The organism is Collinsella sp. AF37-9 (assembly GCF_003475115.1).
Lineage (GTDB): Bacteria > Actinomycetota > Coriobacteriia > Coriobacteriales > Coriobacteriaceae > Collinsella.
Genome location: NZ_QROQ01000023.1, coordinates 20,738 through 40,288, shown reverse-complemented (window position 1 = coordinate 40,288; position 19,551 = coordinate 20,738). Strand labels below are relative to the sequence as shown.

The window sequence follows — 19,551 nt, the reverse complement described above, 5'->3', positions numbered from 1 at the left end:
AGGCGGGGCATGCCCCGCCTCTTACACCACATCTCTGCGCGCTACCTGCGGCGGTCCTGCGCGAGGTGCTCTCCAACACCATGCGCCACGCCCGCGCGCAAAACGTTGTTGTGCGATGCTTGGAGCATCCATCGTTTTACCAGCTCATCGTTACCGACGATGGCACGGGCGGGACCCAGACGGGCGGTCGCGGCATCGCCGAGGGCATGGGGCTCGGCTCCATGCGCGAGCGCGTCGAGGCGCTTGGCGGCACCTTCACCGCCGGCCCGCGCGCCGGCGCCGGCGGCTGGCGTGTGTTTGCCACCGTTCCCAAACAGCAAGGAGATGAGGCCCGATGAGGCTCATAGTTGTCGACGACGACCGTTTGGTGGTCGATTCGCTCAAGATTATCCTGGGCGCACAGCCGCAGATCGAGGTGGTGGGTACCGGCGCCAATGGCGACGACGCGGTCGCGCTCTACGCTGAGCACACGCCCGACATCGCGCTGCTCGACATTCAGATGCCGGGGCGCGACGGACTTTCGGCGGCACGCGAGATCCTTGAGCGCGACCCTGCGGCGCGCGTGGTGTTTCTGACGACATTCTCGGATGACGAGTACATTGTGTCGGCGCTTAAACTGGGCGCCCGCGGCTATCTGATCAAAACCGATGTCGCCGCCATTCCACCGGCGTTGGCGCAGGTCATGGACGGTAAACGCGTGCTCGAGGGTAAGGCGATCGAGGATGTCGACTTTGATGGGGCGGACACTGAGGCCGGTGCGACCCGCCGGCCCGCGGCCTTTGCCGGTCTGACCGACCGCGAGTTCGAAGTCGCCGAGCTCATCGCCCGCGGCCTCGACAACAAGGAGATTGCCGCCACGGCTTATATGGGAGAAGGCACGGTGCGCAACCACATCAGCTCAATCCTAGCCAAAATGGGGCTACGCAACCGCACCCAAATCGCCATCGCCTATCTGCGAGGGTAATTACCCAACGGCCAACCGCTCCGGCATAGCAAAATGGATGCTACCGATTTAATGCCATTTCAAACCTATGCCGGTTTACTACGATGAATCGCCCACCTTCGACCACGGTAAATTGCGCGCTTGCAAAACCGCAGGTAGAACGCTTGTAATATTTAGAAAAATGCAGTCATGGTCGGAAATGTCGAATTCATCGTAGTAAACCGACATAGTTTTGTTCGGGTGGCCCTGCACAAGCGCCTCCGCAAGCCTCGCGAGACCAAAATGATCTGCTTTCTTCCGCCCGCGGAGATCGGCTGACGGCGCTCGCCACGAAATGGGCCCATCTACTACGTTTGACCCGATACCCCTGACCATAGCCGCGTTTCATGAAAAATCGCAGGCGTTCTACCTGCGGTTTTCATTTCACATTACTTGCCGTGGTCGAGGGCTGCCGTCTAAACGCAGTAGATGGGCCCATTTCGTGGCAGACGGGTCACGCGGCAGCCCTCGCAAGGCCAAAATGATCCGTTTCCCTCTGTCCACGGGAGATCAAAGGCTGTTACGGATATGGTGCCATTCCAAAACTACGCCGGATTACGGAGCTAAAGTCGGAGCCCTCATCCATACCCCCTATTTTTGAAAAACAGCAAGCAGTCTACCTGCGGTTTTGTTTTTGCGATTTTCTGTATGGTCGGAGGTTCGCTATCCAGCCCCGTAATCCGGCATAGTTTTGCTTGCGACGGCCCAACCGCGCGTTTAAGCGCGGGGCCGGTGGGGCATTTTGCCCCACCGGCCCCTATTCCAGCTCTATTCCAGCTCTATTCCAGCTCTATTCCAGAGCTATTCCGGCTTGGTTTCTACCGTGGGGGTCTTGTCCGCCGCAACTGGAGTACGCGCGGTGTCCATGCTCAGGCAGTGCTTGGGACAACTCTCGATGCACTCGCCGCACACCACGCAGGCGTACGGGTCAATCGACCAGGTACCGCCCTTGCGATCGACCGCGAGCGCGCCCGCCGGGCAACGCCGCGCGCACATGCCGCAGCAGATGCACACGTCCATGTCATTGACGATATGCCCGCGCAAGCGCTCGGGTGCCGTCAGCCCCTCCTGCGGATAGCACACCGTTACCGGCTGCTTGACCATAGAACCCAAGGCCGTCTTGGCAAAAGTCAGCAAACTCATGCCGCGCCTACCTTTCCGTGCAGCTAATGCAGGGGTCGATGGTCAGGATAATCATGGGCACGTTGGCAAGGAGCACGCCCTGCAGCGCATGTGTCAGACCCGCCAGGTTCTGCGACGTCGGCGTGCGCACGCGAAAACGGTCCAGATTCTTGGTGCCGTTGCCGCGCACATAGTAGTACGTCTCGCCGCGCGGCTGCTCAATCACAACCTCGCCGCGCGCGCCGTCGGCCGGCGTAAGCTTGGTGCGCCCGCCGATACCGTCGTGCGGGATCTTGCTGACAAGCTCCTTAATAATGTCCATGGCCTGCGTGACCTCGGCACAACGCACCTGACAGCGGGCATAGCAGTCGCCGTCGGTGGCAACGATGGGCTCAAATGCAGCCAGGTCCGCATAGGCGCCGTCGCCGAACATGCGCACGTCGTAGTCCACGCCCGAGGCGCGACCAAACGGGCCGACCATCGAAAGCTCCAGCGCGTCCTTCTTGCTGATCACACCCACGCCGTGCAGGCGCTCGCCACAGCTGTCGTCGTCCAAAAACGTATGCACCAGGGCCTCGTAGTCGGGGCGCATGGCATCGAGCGTCTGGACAATGCCCGCCAGCTCGGAGTCCTCAATGTCGTGCTTAAGGCCGCCGATCTCGTTGATCGACAGAATCACGCGGCCGCCACAGGTGCTCTCAAAGATTTTGAGAATCTGCTCGCGCAGGGTCCACGAACGAAAGAACAGTGCCTCAAAGCCAAAGGCATCGGCGAGCAGGCCCAGCCACAGCAGGTGCGAGTGAATGCGCGAAAGCTCGTGCAGAATGGTGCGGATATACTGCACGCGGCCGGGCACCTCGATGTCGAGCATACGCTCGCAGGCGCTGGCATAGCCGCAGCTGTGACCCACGGCGCAGATGCCACAGATGCGCTCGGCGATGTAGCCAAACTGGTGCATGTCACGCTTTTCGGTGAGCTTCTCGAGTCCGCGGTGCACAAAGCCGATCTGCGGAATTGCCTCGATGACGCGGTCGTCCTCGATCACCAGGTCCAGATGAAGCGGCTCGGGCAGCACCGGGTGCTGCGGGCCAAACGGAATTACGGAGCGATGAGCCATGGACCTTACGCCTCCTTTTTCTGCTTGTCGCGGGCGGCCTTGGCGGCAAGCGCCGCACGGACCTTGGCCGCTTTCTCGGGATCCATGGCGGCGAGCTTTGCCTCCATCTCGGCGGCCTTGAGCGCGGCCTTCGCAGCGGCATCGTCATGCTGGGCATCGGAGCCGGCAGCAGCAGCGGGCTGAGCAGCGGCAGTGCCCGCAGCATCGCCGGCACCCGCGGCACCCTCCCCCGCAGCAGCCGCAGCCGCGGCGGCCTTCTCGGCCGCGGCCTTGCGCGCCTTGGCCTCGGCGGCCGCGCGGACTTTCATGGCCTTCTCGCGCGCAGCCTTCACCTCGGGCGTGATGACGCTCATGGGTTCGGCAGTCGAGACCTGGTAGAAAAAGCCCTTAAAGTCGATCTGCATGTCGGTGATGGCAAGACCAAACAGGTCGTGGGCCTCATTTTCAAACGGGAACACCGCGGGGTAATACGAGCTGATGGACGGAATCTCCTGGTACTGGTCGATGCCCTCGACCACCAGGTTCTCGATCGCATAGCTGCCGTCCTGCGCAATATGCTCCTGAGCAGCACGGACGTTGATAAACGTATAGACCAAGCGATACGAGCCGTCGTCGACGTTGCGCTCGGCATGCATTTGCACAAAGCGCGCGCCGACGCCCTTGAGCGCCTGGACATGCGACAGGAGCTTGTCGATCCCGACGGTGGTATAGATAGCCTTTTGCATTACTCGGCCTCCTTTGCAGCGGCGGGCGTCTCAGCAGGTGCGTCGCCAGCGGCGGGCGCAGCAGGCTTCCCGGCAGGCGCGTCACCGGCACCGTCAGTCCCGGCCCCCGCAGCCACAAACCCGTCCTCGCCCAGCTCAACGCCACCGTCCCAGGTAGCGGCACCGCCCACGGTGAGCGGATCGCCACCGGCGCGCAACACGGTCTCCTTCTGGTCCAGGATGCCGCACGCCTCAACGATGGCATCGATCACGGTCTCGGGGCGAATGGCGCACCCGGGCGCGTACACGTCCACGGGAATCGCGCGGTCCACGCCGCCGATCACGTTATAGGCATCGCGGAATACGCCGCCCGAACACGCGCAGATACCGCAGGCCACCACGCACTTGGGCTCGAGCATCTGGTTGTAGATCTGGCGCACGACGGGCAGGTTCTGGGCGTTGACCGACCCCGTCACCAAAAAGATATCCGCATGCTTGGGGTTGCCGGTGTTGACCACGCCAAAGCGCTCCGCATCGAACAGCGGCGTGAGCGAGGCCAGCACTTCGATATCGCATCCGTTGCAGCTCGAACCGTCGTAATGAATAACCCACGGCGAGCGCGACATTTTATGATCCATGGATGCCGCCTCCTAAATAAACACGTCAACGAGGATGGGCATAAGGTTGAGCAGGCCAAACACCAGCGCCACGCCCCAGCCGAGCTTAAAGCAGCTGCGCCAGGTGCTACGGGCAAAGGTGTTGTCGATCAGGACCTCGACAAAGTACGTCGCAGCCATCACGACCAGGGCTACGACCCAGCTCACCGGGCTGTCCCAGACAAAGAACATGCCCACCCACATCAAAAACAGCACGGTCTCGCACCAGTGCATAAGGGTCATCTTGGCCAGCGTGCCGCCGCTCATCTCGGTGGCGACGCCCTGGACAATCTCCTGATGCGCGTGATGTGAGTACGAAAGGTCAAACGGCGACTTGCGCAGCTTGATGGTAAGCACCGCGAGCAGTGCGAGGAAAATGGGCGCGCTGTACACGATGATGGGGGCCGACTGCCCCGTCACGGCGATGGAGTCGAAGCTGTCGGTGGCAAGGTACAGGCCCACACTCATCAGCAAAACGGCGGGCTCGTAACTCATAACCTGCAGCAGCTCGCGGTCGGCACCGACCTGGGCAAACGGGCTTTGCGTCGAAGCGGACGCCAGCACCACAAAGATCGCGGCGAGCGTCACCATAAAAGCGCACAACAGCGTGTTGGAACCCGACACAAAGATGCCGCCGCCCACGACGGTAAAGATGAGCGCGCACGCCATGTAGGTATCGTCCATGGTGTTTACGCTGGCGGGGGCCTTGCGCAGCAGCTTGGCAACGTCGTAGAACGGTTGCAGCAGGCGCGGGCCCACACGGCCCTGCATGCGAGCCGAAAGCTTGCGGTCAACGCCGTCGATCAGGCCACCAACCAAAGGCGCCAGCAAGGCAAACGCCACGGTACCAATAAAGATGCCCACGACGCCCGAACCTTCGAAATACTTGCCGCGCAGCACCGAGGGCGCACTCATGGCGAGTCTCTCGGGCCCAATCCACGCGCAGCACAGCAGCGCAAACAGGATGATGGCACAGCAAACAACACTACCCGCGGGGCCAATACGCTTCTCGCCAAGGGCGTCCTCCGAGTACCAATTGCGCTTTTCGGCCTTCACCTCGTGTCCCATCGAGCCGCGGAAATGGCGGTAATTGTCGGTTCCCACACCCGAAAGATATACGTTTACGTGCGGTTTGTTGCTCACGCGGAACGACGTCAGCAGCACCACGGCGATAAACGCCACGATGACCACCATCAGATACATGGCGTCCTTGCCAATAACGTACGGCACGCGGCCAAACACCATGGCGAGGTAGGGCGACACCAGACCGCTCGAGATAACCGGGAACGCCACGCAGCACAGAATCAGCAGCGCGGCGATGGTGTTAAGCGCCATCCATTCGGTCTTATGGACATTGACCTCAACGTTTTGAGCCGTGGGATCGATGCCCGAAAGCTTAGCAAGCCACTTGCCCCAGAAGTAAAACGTCGCGGCCGAGCCAAAGGCAAGCACCATGATCATGAGCACGTTGCCGGTCTGCGCAAACGCCACCAGGGCGCCCCACTTGGACACGAGCATGCCAAACGGCGCCACAAACATGCCCATGATACCCAGCATCATCAGGCGCGTCAGGTGCGGCATGCGGCTGAACATACCGTCCATGTCCTCGATATCGCGGCTGCCGATATGATGCTCGGCCGTGCCCACGCACAGGAACAGCAGCGACTTTGCCACCGTGTGGAACAGGATCAGGAAGATGGCGGCCCACACGGCCTCGGGCGCGCCGACACCCAGGCAGGCGCTGATGAGGCCCAAGTTGGAAATGGTGGAGTACGCGAGCACGCGTTTGGCATTGCTCTGCGAGATGGCCATGAGGGCAGCGAACAAAAACGTGATGGCACCCACACTCGTGACCATAAAGCCGGTCACGGGGTAGATGGCATAGAGTGGGCTCAGCTTGACCATCAGGAACACGCCGGCTTTGACCATGGTTGACGAGTGCAGCAGGGCGCTCGTGGGAGTGGGTGCAACCATGGCACCCAACAGCCAAGTGTGGAACGGCATCTGTGCGGCCTTGGTGAGCGCGGCGAGCGACAACAGGATGACCGGCATCACCAGCAGCGCGGACTGCGCGGTTCCGGTGCCGGAAAGCTCGATCATGCCCGAGATGGTCAGCGGCATGCCGTTAACGTGCAGATACATAAGTCCGGCCAAAAACGCGATGCCGCCCAGCATGTTGAGGATGATTTGGGTAAAGGCGTTCTTGATGGCCTCGGGCGTACGCGTATAGCCAATCATAAGGAACGAACACACGGTGGTGATTTCCCAGCCGCAGAACAGCCACTCAAGGTTGTCGCTCGTCACGATGACGAACATGGCCGAGAGGAACAGGAACATGAGCGCCAGGAACTGCGGGCGACGGTCGGGCGCGGTCTGCCCGCGCAGCGCGGCCTCGTGCTCGTCATGGGCCTGGAAGTCCTTCATGTAGCCCAGGGCATACAAGCAGATTAGACTGCCAACGATGCCGACGGCGAGGACCATGATCACGCTCATGTAGTCCAGGTAGAGTGGCGTTGCCGTGACGGCTTCGGCCGCGGGCAGCGTCATGGCTGCAAAGGCGAGCGAGCCCACCAGCTGGACTATGCCGAGCACCGTGGTGAGCGCGTTCCTATATTTGTACGCGTTGTACAGGATGACAGCGCACAGGATGACGTCGATAACGGAACTGATGATCGAGAGCACATGCGAGGTGCCGGGGGCAACCTCAAAGCTCTGCGGACCCGTGCCAAAAAACATGACGGCGACTACAACCGTCACCGCCATAATGATGCCAGAGCCTACAAGCCCTACCGCATCGCGGGCGCGGTCACCGCGCGCGAGCAGCATGCCCAGCGCTGGTACCAGCGGAAACAGGGTAAGGAAATACAGTAGCGTCATACCATCACTCCCCCATGCAAAAACGCTGCAATTGTTTAACGTTATAGCTCAGTTGAGGAGTAGCGGCGGCGGGTTTTCGGTCAACTGGGGAGTTTTAGGCGTACGGGGTAAGGGCACGCCCGCATTGGAGCAGAGGGGCGGCAAGAAAAATGCGCCCCTGTGGGTGCACCATCCCGTTTGCTATTCCGCCTTTTTAACGCGCGGCTTGCGACCGCGCGGCTTATCGACCAGTGCGGACTCACCGCTCTCGCGGTACTGACGGCACCAAGCCTTGACCGAAGACTCGCTAGGAATCTTGTGCTTGATCATGGCCTCGCGAACCGTTAAGCCGTTTTCCAAGCGGTCCTTGACCACGGCGAGCTTAACTTCGTACGAATAGGTGTGATGATGCGAACCGGCGTTGAGAACGGCGTCGGCACCGTCCACGGCATATGCGCGGGCCCACTGACGAGCCGTGGCCTGGGGAATGCCGAGCTCCGCGGCGAGGACGCGATGACCGACCCCCTCTTGGAGGACCTCGACGGCGCGCTGCCTAACCTCGGGCGCATGCGTGCGAGTCCTTGTTGCTTCCGACATACCTGCCACTTCTTAGCCTTAACCGTTAATCTGCTTTCTTACGTGCAAGTTAGATAGTAGCATTTTACTGTTCGCGCGTAGCAGTTAATCGAAAAAGCAACGGCGGCATCTGGGCATTTGCTATTAATTTGCGACATTTCTTTACGTTTAATTTACGCAGCTAGTTAGCCCGCAGCTCATTGATGGTGTTTTACCAACCAGATTGATATCTTTTTGTTTCGCTTGGTATGGTTTTCATAATTATTAACCCCTCCTAGCCTGTGAGTTAACACGTCAGCCTTCCGTTTACTTTCCAGCTTTCCACTTAACTTACCAGCTTTCCACCTTAGGTGTTAAGTTAAGTGGAAAGTTGGAAAGCTTGGTGGAGGGGTCGGGAGAGCTAAAACACCTTTCTCCAACGGCGGCTGGACAGTTAGTTCAGATACGTATTTTTCTATGCTGATAAAGCTGCGCTATGGTCCCCGGAGAGGGTTCTTTGGCGACTCATTGCACGCGAATCGAGCCCAGATGGCTACCGAACCCTAGTTTTGAGCCCCTTTCTTCCCCAAAACGAGCGCCGGATGCGCCTGCTGCGGTCTGGAATTATACGTATCTGAACTAACTGTCCAGCGGAGTCCAAGACTGGGATCGCGCAGACTAGAAAGGGGGCGGCAACCGGGTGGTTGCCGCCCCCTTTGCGAAGCCAGTTGGCTTCGGAACTAGTGGTCGATGCCGTTGAGGTTCACCCTCGTGAGCGTATAGGTCACATAGTCGGGCGATTGAGGCGTTGCGCTCGCCACGTCACCCTTAACCAGGCTCGCTGTCATCACCAAGCGATAGTTCGCGTAGAACTGCTCACGCTGTTCAACCTGCGTGTTGACCTTAACGGTAAAGGGCAGGCTAAACGTCGTATTACCGTTCTTCGTTTTGAACTTGCCGTTCTCCTTCGAGTCAGTGAAGGTGATCGTGCTACCGGAGGGAGCGACCGCGGCAAGCTTACTCTCCGTCACTGTTACGTAGTTTGAGATATCATCCGTTACGCTCTCATACGTGCCGTCGGTTCCGCGGCGCTGAAGCGAGAGCGTGTACACAACAGAGTCTGCGTTCGCAATTGCCTCGGCGGCGTTGCTGAGTCCACCCAGTTCATACGTGGCACCCAGACCAATCGTGCCATTCGCGATCGGACGCAGGTCGTCCACGTTAATGCCAAGCTGCGACTTCTCAGGTGCCGATAGCGTAATGGTCGTATCACCCGTGTCCATGCGATAGTATCCAACGTTGCCGCGCTTCGTCATCGCCAGGCTCGAGGTGGCAAGACCAGAATCGCGCGTCGAAAGCTTGGCGGTATAGGACATCTTGGTACAGGCGTCCTCGCCAGACTGCTTGGACAGGGAGATAACCTTGTTGCAGCCGTCCGGCGTAAGGCGAATCTCTTCCACTACCGTACGCACGGTAAAGGATCCGCCCGTTGCACGCTTGCGGATTCCGGCAAGGTCATGGTCGAGCGTGAGCCTCAGTGAGTCATCACCCGTATCCGTCACAATCTGTGTAAACGCAGGCGTTGAAGCGTCACACGTCACCCAATCGCTGCCATTCCACCTGTAGTTCTGATTGCCGACGGCAACATAGAACTTCGCAATTGCCGAGGTTCCGCTCGGGAAACTGCTTACTCCCATTAGGTTGTTGTTGGCGCCATAGCGACACAGCGATGTGTCGAGCTGATAGAACAGATGGTCGCTCTCTGTATAGTATTGGCTCGGGCTAAACGTAACCGTATCCATGACATCGAGAGAAAGAACGTAGGCGGCACCGTCCTCCGACTTCGAAACCGGAATGCACGCCCCATCTTTTTTGTCGACTACATTCTGCTCATAATTGGACAAGATGCTGTATGTCGATGCCGTACCGTTTTGATTATCGTCGTTGCTATCGGTGCGCAAAACGTGATGCAGATTCCAAGATATGCGGCCACCCGAAGAATTCGAGTCAATAGACGAAGCCGTAAAACCGTTGATATTAGCTTGCGTCACGCCGTCGCCCGACTTGGGCACGTTGACAACTAGGTAGACGCTCTCCGATGCACGCTTCTCTCTGCCGGTATCCTTCTCCTTAGGTACCTTTAGCGTATAGCGACTGTTGCTGGGAACGTCAGCACCCGCAACCTTAAACAGCGTCCACTTGCCATCGAGTTTCGCTTTAGCGGTCGCCTCTGCCTCGTTATCACACACGGTCCATGTGCCGGCGCCATCCTGTGTGGCCGACACATCCAAAATCTCGCTCAGCCATCGCTCCTGATATGGATTGCCCGCAGAATCCTTAAAGCCATCGTTTCCGCTCAGCGAAACACTCGTGGCGCCGCCTTCGCCCACCGTATAGTGATATTCCCTGCCACCGGCCTTGCCATCAACGTTCGCATCGATGAGCGTAAGCTGGGTGCCCTGGGGCAACCTTCCGTCGGCACCATTGAAGAGGATACTCTTGCCGAGCCCCTTCATCGAGCCGCCAGCAGCCATATAGCTGTCCCAGCCAAAGTCGACTTCCTTCCCATTGGCAGAATTGTATGTCCAGGTAAGCAGACCCGTCATCGGCTCGCCAAAGCTCGTAAGCACGTGTGCATCTTTTCCAAGGTTAGCGTAGTCGCTTTCTTTAAATTTAGTGCCGTAATCATACGTTGCAGTGAAATCGATCTCGAGCTTGCGCTTAACGATGATCGGCACCTGAACGTTGTAGCTCTGACCCGCCTCGGTAAAGGTAACGGTCAGGAGCGTAAAGCGGCCCTTGCCGTTGTCCCAATCGGAGCTTGGGCTAAACGACATATTGTTCGTGCCATTGTTCACTACGCGAAGCGTGGGATTGTTCGACGCGTCATCGTCTCTAACGAACACACCATCCTTGAGTTGGAAAACCTCTGCTTTGGCCGTCACGTGCGGATTGGTGCCATTCTCGTTATTCAATCTGCAAGCGTCGGAGAAGCCGCCGTTCGTGACGATGTTTAGATAGCTCTTGACCGTCGTGTTGTCGTTGCCAGAGATCACCAAAACAGGGAAATCCGTTGTGGCTTGGTTGTTGCTTGTATCATTATTCGAATTGAACTTACTGGCCACGGATGAGGCATCGTAGCTCGACTTATTTTGATAGGCGCCGTTGTCATTAATGCCGCCGATATTCGTGTAGGTGTAGCGATCGGCAACACCGGTGCCTGCCTCGCTCTGGACGGTCGCCGCGGTGTCGATGGTGGCGCCGTCGCCAAACAGGTAGCGATCGGTGGTGTCGTTGTCGGAGGCACGCACCGCCAGCGTGCTTACGGGGCTCGCGGTCACATACGGGCTCGCTGCCGTGGTGGCGGTATTGTCCGCGCCGTAGAGCGTGATCCCCTTGTCAGGTGCTTCCAGTGTGTCGTTATAGTCACCAAACGCGATATACGACTTCATGTTTACGGCGGCCGTATTGGTCGTGTAAACCATCGGTGGCAGGTCACTTGTGGTCTTGCCGTTGCCGGGCTTTACATCCACGCCCGCTGCGGAGAGGCTGTACTTATTTGTTCCTGTGTCAACCTCGCCCAAAAGCACGCCCTGCTTAGCGTCCTTTTTGTAGGTGTTGCCATCCATAAGCACGTTTACCAGATGGAACTGGCCACGCCCATCGCCCATAATGCCGCCGTTGGACTTTTCGCTAAACGTGGTGTTGGATACCTTTGTGTTGGTGACATTGATGATGACGGAGCCACTGTTAGACGCGTTATTCGCGCCAAGCAGACCGCCGCTCCAGTTACCCTTAATCGTAGCGTTCTCGATCGCGATGTTGTTGCAGGCTATATTCACATTGCTGAAGAAGTAGCCGATAAGCCCTCCCGAGCATTTGCCGGTGCCGGCGATGCTGACATTCTTGACATTGCAGTCGTCGAACCAGTACTTGTTGGGGCTACCGCTACTCGTAACCTCACCAATCAGGCCGCCCGCATTGTAGATGCTATTGTTCGTTCCGGTCTCATCGCCGATGACGGCGTTCTCGGTGCCGACTCTGCCATCAATGCGCACGTTGCTCATAGAAATTACGCCGCCACGGGCGCGTCCGACCACGCCGCCGGCACCCATATGGTCATCGGAGTTCGACCCGGTGGCAAGCACGTTTACCCCAGAGATGACTGCCGTGCTCGACGGGACTACCTCAGTGGTGCCGATTGTGGTGTTGACCGAGATATCGCTTCTTTCGACATAGCCGAGCACACCGCCCACGTAGGGCACTGTCCCTGTGGCAGTTATGGTCGAGTTTTTGCCAACGGTCCTTTCACTCACCCCTGTGCCTGCGGTTGTCCACACACTGCACGCCGAGGCGACCGTACCCACATAGCCACCGACATTCTTCTCGCCCGTGACGTTAAGGCCGGTGTACGAGCAGTCGTAGAGCTGCACAGGAGAGGACGTTCCCCTATAATTCACAATCGAACCGTTGGCGCCATCGGTGCTGCGCGACATAAGGCCAGCACTTCCAATGAGGCCGCCCGCCGTGCAGCCTCCGGCTACGGTGCTGTTAGAAATGCCGACGTTTTTGAACACGCCATAGGCGACCTTGCCAGAAACTCCCTGGTTTGCAGTTGAGCCCGCAAGGCAGCCTACCCCCACCGAGCCGCTGTTTGTGTTGCTCGTCGACGTGGACTGCCCCTCCCCGTTCGGAGTTACATAGGTAAGCGAAATGTTGCAGCTCTCGAAGTTGAGATTGCATACGTTTGCATTGCCGCTCTCTTCAATGCTTCCTTTATTGAATTGATTCGAGTAGAACTTGATGGTGCTGAACAAGCCGCCTACGCCTGCAATGTTGTAGTCATCATCGACATACTCGCGCGTGTTGTTCTTAACCTTAATCGTCACGCCGTTGCCGTTGATGGTGGCGATACCCGGGGTGATGAAATCTTTGTCGTTGACCTTCTTGTCGGTCGCGCATGCGTTTGAGTAATAGCGGCCCGAAAGACCCAAGAAACCCGAGCCGTAATCCGTCATATCATAGGGGTCGCCTTGCTTAAACTGCAGGTCCATGCCGCAAACGCCCATCGCACACACATAGCCCGTGCGCCAATCGGTCGCGTATTTCTTCACCAAATAGGGCGAATTAATATCTTGTCCGTCTTCGCCGTTTAATGGGCCTTGGTATTCCTGGTTGCCTGGCGCCTTAAGGTCGTCATTGATCGAGATCGCGAAATCGCCCTTTGCTGCTTCAGCAGGATTTCCAACCGCAGCATACTGCGCATTGCGAACCTTGCCATACCGTTCATTTCCGAACTTGTATCCCGTCGAGGAGGTGGGGTCGCGAACGCTATTGCCCTCATACGCATGTGATCCGCGATACGTGCCATTGCCATCAGTCGAGTCGGTATGAGCAGCACCGGCACCCGCGCCGCTGTTAATAATGGCAGACAGCACGAGCAGGCCCTGTCGATCTTTGACTGTAGTTTTAGGAGCCTTGTTGTTTTGCTGGCCGGCATCCCAGCTGAATTTCACGTACGTATCGGTCGTGGTTACGCAGCCGGTGTCATTCACATCAAGCTTGTTGATCTTGTAGTTAGAGTCTCCGTTCTCAACGTCGCAGCCCTCGCTAAAGGCATAGCCATCAATCACACGACCAACGTAGGGGTTGTCGTACAGCTGGGAGTTGGCACCGCCTTTCGCAGCGGGCAGGAACTTTTCCTTTGTGCCGCCACGCCATGAATCGCCCGTATGGCGGAAAATCACGCCGCCGCCCGCAATGGCGCCGACGTAGCCGCCAATGGGAACAAGATGCGGCTTAGTTCCGCCACCAGCAACCGTAAACCCGGTTGTAGGGCTATCGGCCGTCGTCCCATTAACGACCACGCCATCAATAATGTTATCGCCGCCAAGAATGCAGCCGATAACGCCGCCGAAAAACGCCGTCGGAACACCATCCGCATCCTTGGCAGAATAAGTAATAGTCGCTTGTGCATCCACATAGCGAATGTTCAGGTTGCGCACCACGCTGCCATAGCTGTAAGGAATAAGACCGCGTAATGAGCCAGTATTGTTTTTGATTACAATCGTTGCAGCCGTGCCGTTCACGTCGCCAACGATGACGCCGCGGAACGGGTATGCCGAGGTGCCGAATCCGGCGAACGCCGAGCCATCGAGCTCAATTGTGTTATCCGCATCCGACTTGGGCTCAATGCTGTAATACGCACTTTGCAGATACCGACGCATTGTATCGTCGGAAAGCACATCATTGGAGTCGGTCGCATCGTCGACCTTCTTCTCCCACTTCTTCTTGGTGTCGTTCGTCTGCTTATAGACATAGGTAACTTCATTATCGACGCTGCCCCCGTTTCGACGTTGGCAAAGCGCCGATTGGTCCTTTACGATAGTAACTTCCCAGCCGTCAAGAGCGGTGCCGTTGTTGATGTAGTTCGCCGCCGCATTGAACTCCGATGCCGAGGTAATCGCGTACGGGTCGCCATAGGTGCCGCAACCCGTCGTGAAGTTAGGAATGCGCTGGTTGACTTTGATTTCGTGGTACTGAACGCCGTTCTCGGTGGCTTTTCCCTTGGCTACATAGGGAAGATAATTGCTGAACCGTTGAGCTTCAACGTTTGCCTTCTCGTCATTATCCGTCTCTACCAAGCCTTCATCGGTGCCATACGTCGCCTCATCGTAATACCAAAGCTGCTTGCCAGTGTATTCCTTGCCTTGGGCATCGATTTCGCTTCCGTACGTCACATTACCGGCCATGGCATCGGCCTTGGTAAAGGTATAGTCCGCAGTACCCGTGGTTGTATAGCCAAAGCTCTCCAGCAGGCTCGCGTGGGTGAAAATCGTATTGCCCTTCTGGCTAGGCAGGCTTATTTGCTCAAACTTTGCTGTGACCTGATCAGAATTCTTGTCATAGCCCAGATAGCCGAACAAACTTGAAGCCGCGGTTTTATTGACGCCAGAATTGTCAGCATATTTAGACGTCGTTACATTTTTGACATCCAAATTGACGTACCTTGTTATGGCGTTTATCAGCAGCGGCGCATACTGCTTGTCCATCGCTCCATCGACCTGCAGGCCGTTGAGCTTCAGTGTGTCAATTGTGATCGCTGCCTTCTTATCGCCAGATGCTCCGTAGGCACAACGAAGTACGAGCGCACCCGATACGCTCTTGGGGTCAAGTCCTTTTGCGTCATCATTTTTAGCTCTGCCCACTGTTCCCGAAAGCGTTACGCTGCTAACGGTGAGGCTCCTGTTGCCAATCGTTCGAATAAGACCGCAATGCATATTCTCATGCTGAGTAGCCGAGTCGTTGCTTTTATTGCCTTGCTGCTCATCTTTTATTTTCGAATAGCAAAAGATGATCTCTACGTTTTGGATGGTCACATTGTTGTCGCTAACATTTGAGGGATAGTAGCTATAGCCCGTCAAATCGATAGTGACCGGATTGCCGCTCTTGGGGCCGATTACGTTATTGGTAAAAATCTTCTCTTTGTCACCGGTAAGATACGTACATGTCGAACTTGGGGCGTATTTCCTCGCCGCCCACAAAACAAGGTGCTCGGGCGTATTCATTACAGACGCATTGAGGTCTTTCACCCGAGTCAAAGCCCTGTCCAGATTGTAGTAATAGCGAACAGACCCGTTCGTTTTGTGATCCTCGCCCTCGCCGAAAACCGTTCGATTTCGATAGCTATTGTCCTTGGCGGGATCCCCGCTCATGTCTAACGTATCAGCCTGGGTATGAAGCGAAACGATCGCATTGCAGCCGTTATCCATCAACTTGCTTCCGGGCTTCACGCCATTAGCGACCCATTCATCAAACGTCGTTACCTTTGGAGCGACAATGGACGCCCCGCCCACAGCATAAGCGGTTTCCCAACTGGCCTTGTCTTCCAGATATAGGCCAGTGTAGGAGATTTCGGCGCCAAAGCTGTTGGCCGAATCGGACGTACTGCCTCGAGCAATAAGAGCGCCAAGCGTAGTGGCGCTATCGGTATTGAAAGAAGCGCCCGCCAAATTGACAGCGTAGTCATTGATGATCCAATGACCGCTCGTGGCATATACAAGACCGCCGACCTCAACTGAGCCATTCGCAGTCACAGTAGTTTCATTCGTCTTAAGAGCGTAGGGCCTATCGTCGGAACTCGCAGAGGAATCGCCAATGGTAACGATGGCGTTGCCCCAGCTGTAGCCCAGAAGGCCGCCGGCGCCATGGTACTTGTCGCCGTTCTTGCCCACGGCCATATCGAACGAGTCGTATGCGAGCCCCATAATGTTGACGTTCTTGACAGCCGAACTGACTATCTCCTTTTTGACATTATAGGTACTCTGAACAATACAGCCGATAAGGCCGCCGACTTGGGCGATCTTGCCATCGGCACAGTCACCAGTATTGATTGAGCCGCCAACTTCGAGGCTGGTCACATTGAATGTCGAAGTTACATCACCCACATAACCGAGGGCGCCGCCGATGCGGGTGTCGCCCCTGAGCGTATTGCCTGTAGCAATAGCCGTTTGTGCTTTGCTATTGCCACCGAAATCAACGCTTGCAGCCGCCGATACACTACCCGCAATACCACCGATGTTCGCATCGTTACCGAACGTATCATCACACGTGATCTTTGTCTCGCACGCTACGCCCGACAACGTCAGTTTCTCGTCGGCGGTGCCCGTAATGGACGCCGCAAGCGAACCGGCATCGACGCTGAGGCCGTTATCGAATTTCATGAAGCCGCCGATGGTGAGGTTGCTCACCTTCGCGGCACCGCCAATGGCATTGAACAAGCCCAGACGACCATGGCGGTAAATCTTACCGTTGCCGTCACTCGTATCGCCGGCGGCAAGCGTCTTCCCGTCGCGCGTGCCATACGGCTCGCCGACGGCAAGGGTTACTTTATGATTATTGCCGTTGAACGTTCCCGAAAACGATATGCCGTTGTTCAGGCTGTCAAGGCCAAGACCCCCAATGCCCGTGCCCGACAAATCGACATCGCAGTTCAGGTTGATTACCGTTTGGCTCCCAAGAAGGTCAGCCATGTTTGAGGTCGGGCCAAACACGCCGTTATACAAGCCGCCGGTCTGAATCGACAATGCTAGGACAACAAAATCCTGTATGTCGTCGATGTCGAGCGTGTGGTCCTGGTTCCACTTGTCGCTGTCGGCGCCATTTACATAACCAACCTGCCAACTATAGTTGGCCGATGAAGGGCCTTCAGGCTTATGCGTAGTTTCGTTGAGCTGAATCAGGTTCCATTTTAGCTTCGATCCGTCGAGCCTTACGACCTCCCCATAGCCCTTAGAGGCATCTTGGGCTCCGCCAAGATCATCAATCTTGGGTGCATCCTTACACCGCTTGTATATCCAGTAGTCTTTTTCATTGGAATTCGTCGGCTCGCTGTCGCTGCCCGTGCCGCGAGCGAACACAAGCGACGGATAATCGGAACGCACCATGGCTATTTGCGCGGTAGCATCCCCCGCGCCAAAATGCATTTTGGAAAAATCGGTTTCGCCCCCAAGGCGTATCGTGGCCGTCCAGCACTCCGCGGCAATGCCAGCGCCCTTGGCGATGCTGCCCTCATTGCTCACGGTAATCCCGTTGACATCCGCGACGCTGTTTTTATCGATGCAGCCGACCGCTCCGCCAAAGCCGTTGCTCGTTGAAGCGACCTGGGTGCAGTTGACCGTAGCATTATTAATTTCAAGCGCGGCGGGCATAGCGGACGTACCAAGCCATCCAACAATGCCGCCAGCAAAATATGGGCTCTTAACGAGCGAAAACTTAGTCGTCACGCCTTCAACTTTCAGAAGGCTTAGAGGACTCGTCTCTTCGGTCGAATTCGCAGCGCCGCTCACAAAGCCAATAAGGCCGCCGAAGGCAGCATTACTGGCGTCGTCCCCAAACGTGCCCTTGAATGAGCCGTCCTTGAATGACACAGAAACGCTTGGATCGTCCAGCGCCAGCACGCCGAAAACCGAGCCGGCTCCGTCAACCGCGCCCTTTACATGCGCCGCGCCCGCAAGCGTAACGCCATTACCCGTATCGATTTGGTTATTGCCAGTAAACTCAACCGACTGCATAAAGCTGACCTTGCCTATAAAGCCGCCGGAGATTTTGCTATTCGAATCGCCAATACGCTCAGGACACGCCACCTTTGCGCCCTCGGATTGCGAAAGGCTCAGGTTGGTCGCTTGTCCGATGAAACCGCCGCTGGCGGAGGTGCTCTTGACGGCGAGCGCGTGTAGGTCGAGAGCCTCCGTGACGTTGACCATGGCGCCCGTGCTCGAGCCAACGAGTCCTACAACGCCACCGGCGGAGCCGTTCGTAGACTGGACGGTGGCGGTGGGAACGTTTGCCAGAGTGCCAATGCTCAGGGTCGCACCGTCCTTGACTTCGCCTACGAGCAGGCCAGCGTTGCCAGAGCTCGTTTTGACGGCTCCGCCTGAGGTCAGATCGTTGGGGAATGTGACGGACTCAACCGTCAAGCTCCCGCTCTCGACCGTGTTGGCAATCAAGCCAATGTTGCCCGTCGCATTCGCGTTGAGATTCTTTCGAGAATCGGTGAGGCTATAGGTAACGTTCGCAGCAAGGTTGCCCGTCGTCGCACCCAGGAGGGGTGCCGTCAAGGCGGAAGTCGTATCCTTCACATCAACGTTCACGGGTTCCACGATGTCAACCGACGCGTTAAGCGTCTTGCTCTCTTCGCTGTTTTCCGCACCGCTGACCTTCGAAGCGACCATCGGCGCGCTATAGCTAGTCGCGCCCACCCACTTCATCTTGACCATATTGTTTTGGTCGGTCAGCTTGAGGCTATTAAAAACCGTCCGATCAGTCGTGAGCTCGACGGGACTATCAACGCCATTCAGCGACCTATAGATCCTGCCTTCAAACGGATGCTCATCGCTGCCAAAGCCCTGGAAAGACATGCCGTTATTAGCCGACTCGGTGAGCTTCGCATCGCCCGTGATGATAACCTTGATCTGCGCATCATAGTAAAGCGAAGCGTCGGCGTTAGACAGGGCGGCGAACGCCTCTGACGACTTGACATTGAGGCTTTTGATTCCACTGTTATCTTCTTTGAGCTCGATGCCTTCCGCACCATTAGCCTCGAGCAGCTCGACAAGCTTTTTCAAATCCGTGATCGTCGCACCCGCCTGGGCCTCAGCGTCCTCCGAAGTCGCATCATCGGCATCTTGCTCGGCGTCGTCAGCGGCGGCATCGTCAGCGGCATCGTCGCCTTCCGTCTGGTCGCCCGTGGAATCGGAACCCATGGCGCTATCGGTGGTATCGCCTGCTGCAGCGTCATCCTTCGCCGCGTCATCCCCAGCACTGTCGCTGTCGGCGCCGGTATCACTCGACCCAGACCCGATCGTGACATCGCCGTTGGTCTCGCCGCCCTCGGCAGTATCCAACGCCTTCGCAGATGCGGCAGCAATCTCGTTCGAGATGTTCTGCCAGCCTGCCGCCACAGCAACCACCGTGGGCGAGCATGCTTGGAGCACCATGACCACCGTCATGAACTCTGCGAGTATGCGCTTTGCCGTTCTCATCGATTCCGTACCTCTT

Annotated in this window: 9 protein-coding genes; 2 read left to right on the top strand and 7 right to left on the bottom strand. The window is 57.3% G+C overall.

Annotated elements, in window-relative coordinates; genetic code table 11:
* Together DW024_RS10095 and DW024_RS07535 are read left to right on the top strand one after the other, a co-directional pair.
* The coding region (locus tag DW024_RS10095) for an ATP-binding protein (protein ID WP_369834741.1) at nucleotides 1–338 on the top strand (338 nt) is incomplete at its 5' end.
* Nucleotides 335–964, top strand: coding sequence for a response regulator transcription factor (locus tag DW024_RS07535; protein ID WP_118377375.1), 630 nt, complete (start codon nucleotides 335–337; stop codon nucleotides 962–964). The genes DW024_RS10095 and DW024_RS07535, both read left to right, overlap by 4 nt.
* A gap of 819 nt (nucleotides 965–1,783) precedes the next feature.
* Here the strand turns inward: DW024_RS07535 and DW024_RS07530 are convergent.
* From DW024_RS07530 to DW024_RS07500, 7 genes are all read right to left on the bottom strand, one after another.
* Nucleotides 1,784–2,125, bottom strand: coding sequence for a 4Fe-4S dicluster domain-containing protein (locus DW024_RS07530; RefSeq protein WP_118377374.1), 342 nt, complete (start codon nucleotides 2,123–2,125; stop codon nucleotides 1,784–1,786).
* 7 nt (nucleotides 2,126–2,132) lie between these two features.
* On the bottom strand, nucleotides 2,133–3,221 hold the full coding sequence (locus DW024_RS07525; protein WP_118377373.1) for a nickel-dependent hydrogenase large subunit: 1,089 nt from the start codon (nucleotides 3,219–3,221) through the stop codon (nucleotides 2,133–2,135).
* Nucleotides 3,222–3,226: 5 nt separating this feature from the next.
* A complete protein-coding gene (locus DW024_RS10090) occupies nucleotides 3,227–3,946 on the bottom strand; it encodes an NADH-quinone oxidoreductase subunit C (RefSeq protein ID WP_158565184.1) in 720 nt (239 codons plus the stop codon).
* Nucleotides 3,946–4,563, bottom strand: coding sequence for an NADH-quinone oxidoreductase subunit B family protein (locus tag DW024_RS07515; RefSeq protein WP_117630032.1), 618 nt, complete (start codon nucleotides 4,561–4,563; stop codon nucleotides 3,946–3,948). Before DW024_RS07515 ends, DW024_RS10090 begins: the two co-directional genes overlap by 1 nt.
* A 12-nt stretch (nucleotides 4,564–4,575) precedes the next feature.
* A complete protein-coding gene (locus DW024_RS07510; RefSeq protein WP_118377372.1) occupies nucleotides 4,576–7,458 on the bottom strand; it encodes a proton-conducting transporter membrane subunit in 2,883 nt (960 codons plus the stop codon).
* Between the two features lie 180 nt (nucleotides 7,459–7,638).
* Nucleotides 7,639–8,034, bottom strand: coding sequence for a helix-turn-helix domain-containing protein (locus DW024_RS07505; RefSeq protein WP_117583684.1), 396 nt, complete (start codon nucleotides 8,032–8,034; stop codon nucleotides 7,639–7,641).
* 698 nt (nucleotides 8,035–8,732) lie between these two features.
* Entirely contained in the window at nucleotides 8,733–19,535 is a 10,803-nt protein-coding gene (locus DW024_RS07500) for a hypothetical protein (protein ID WP_118377371.1), read from the bottom strand.
* Nucleotides 19,536–19,551: the final 16 nt, after the last annotated feature.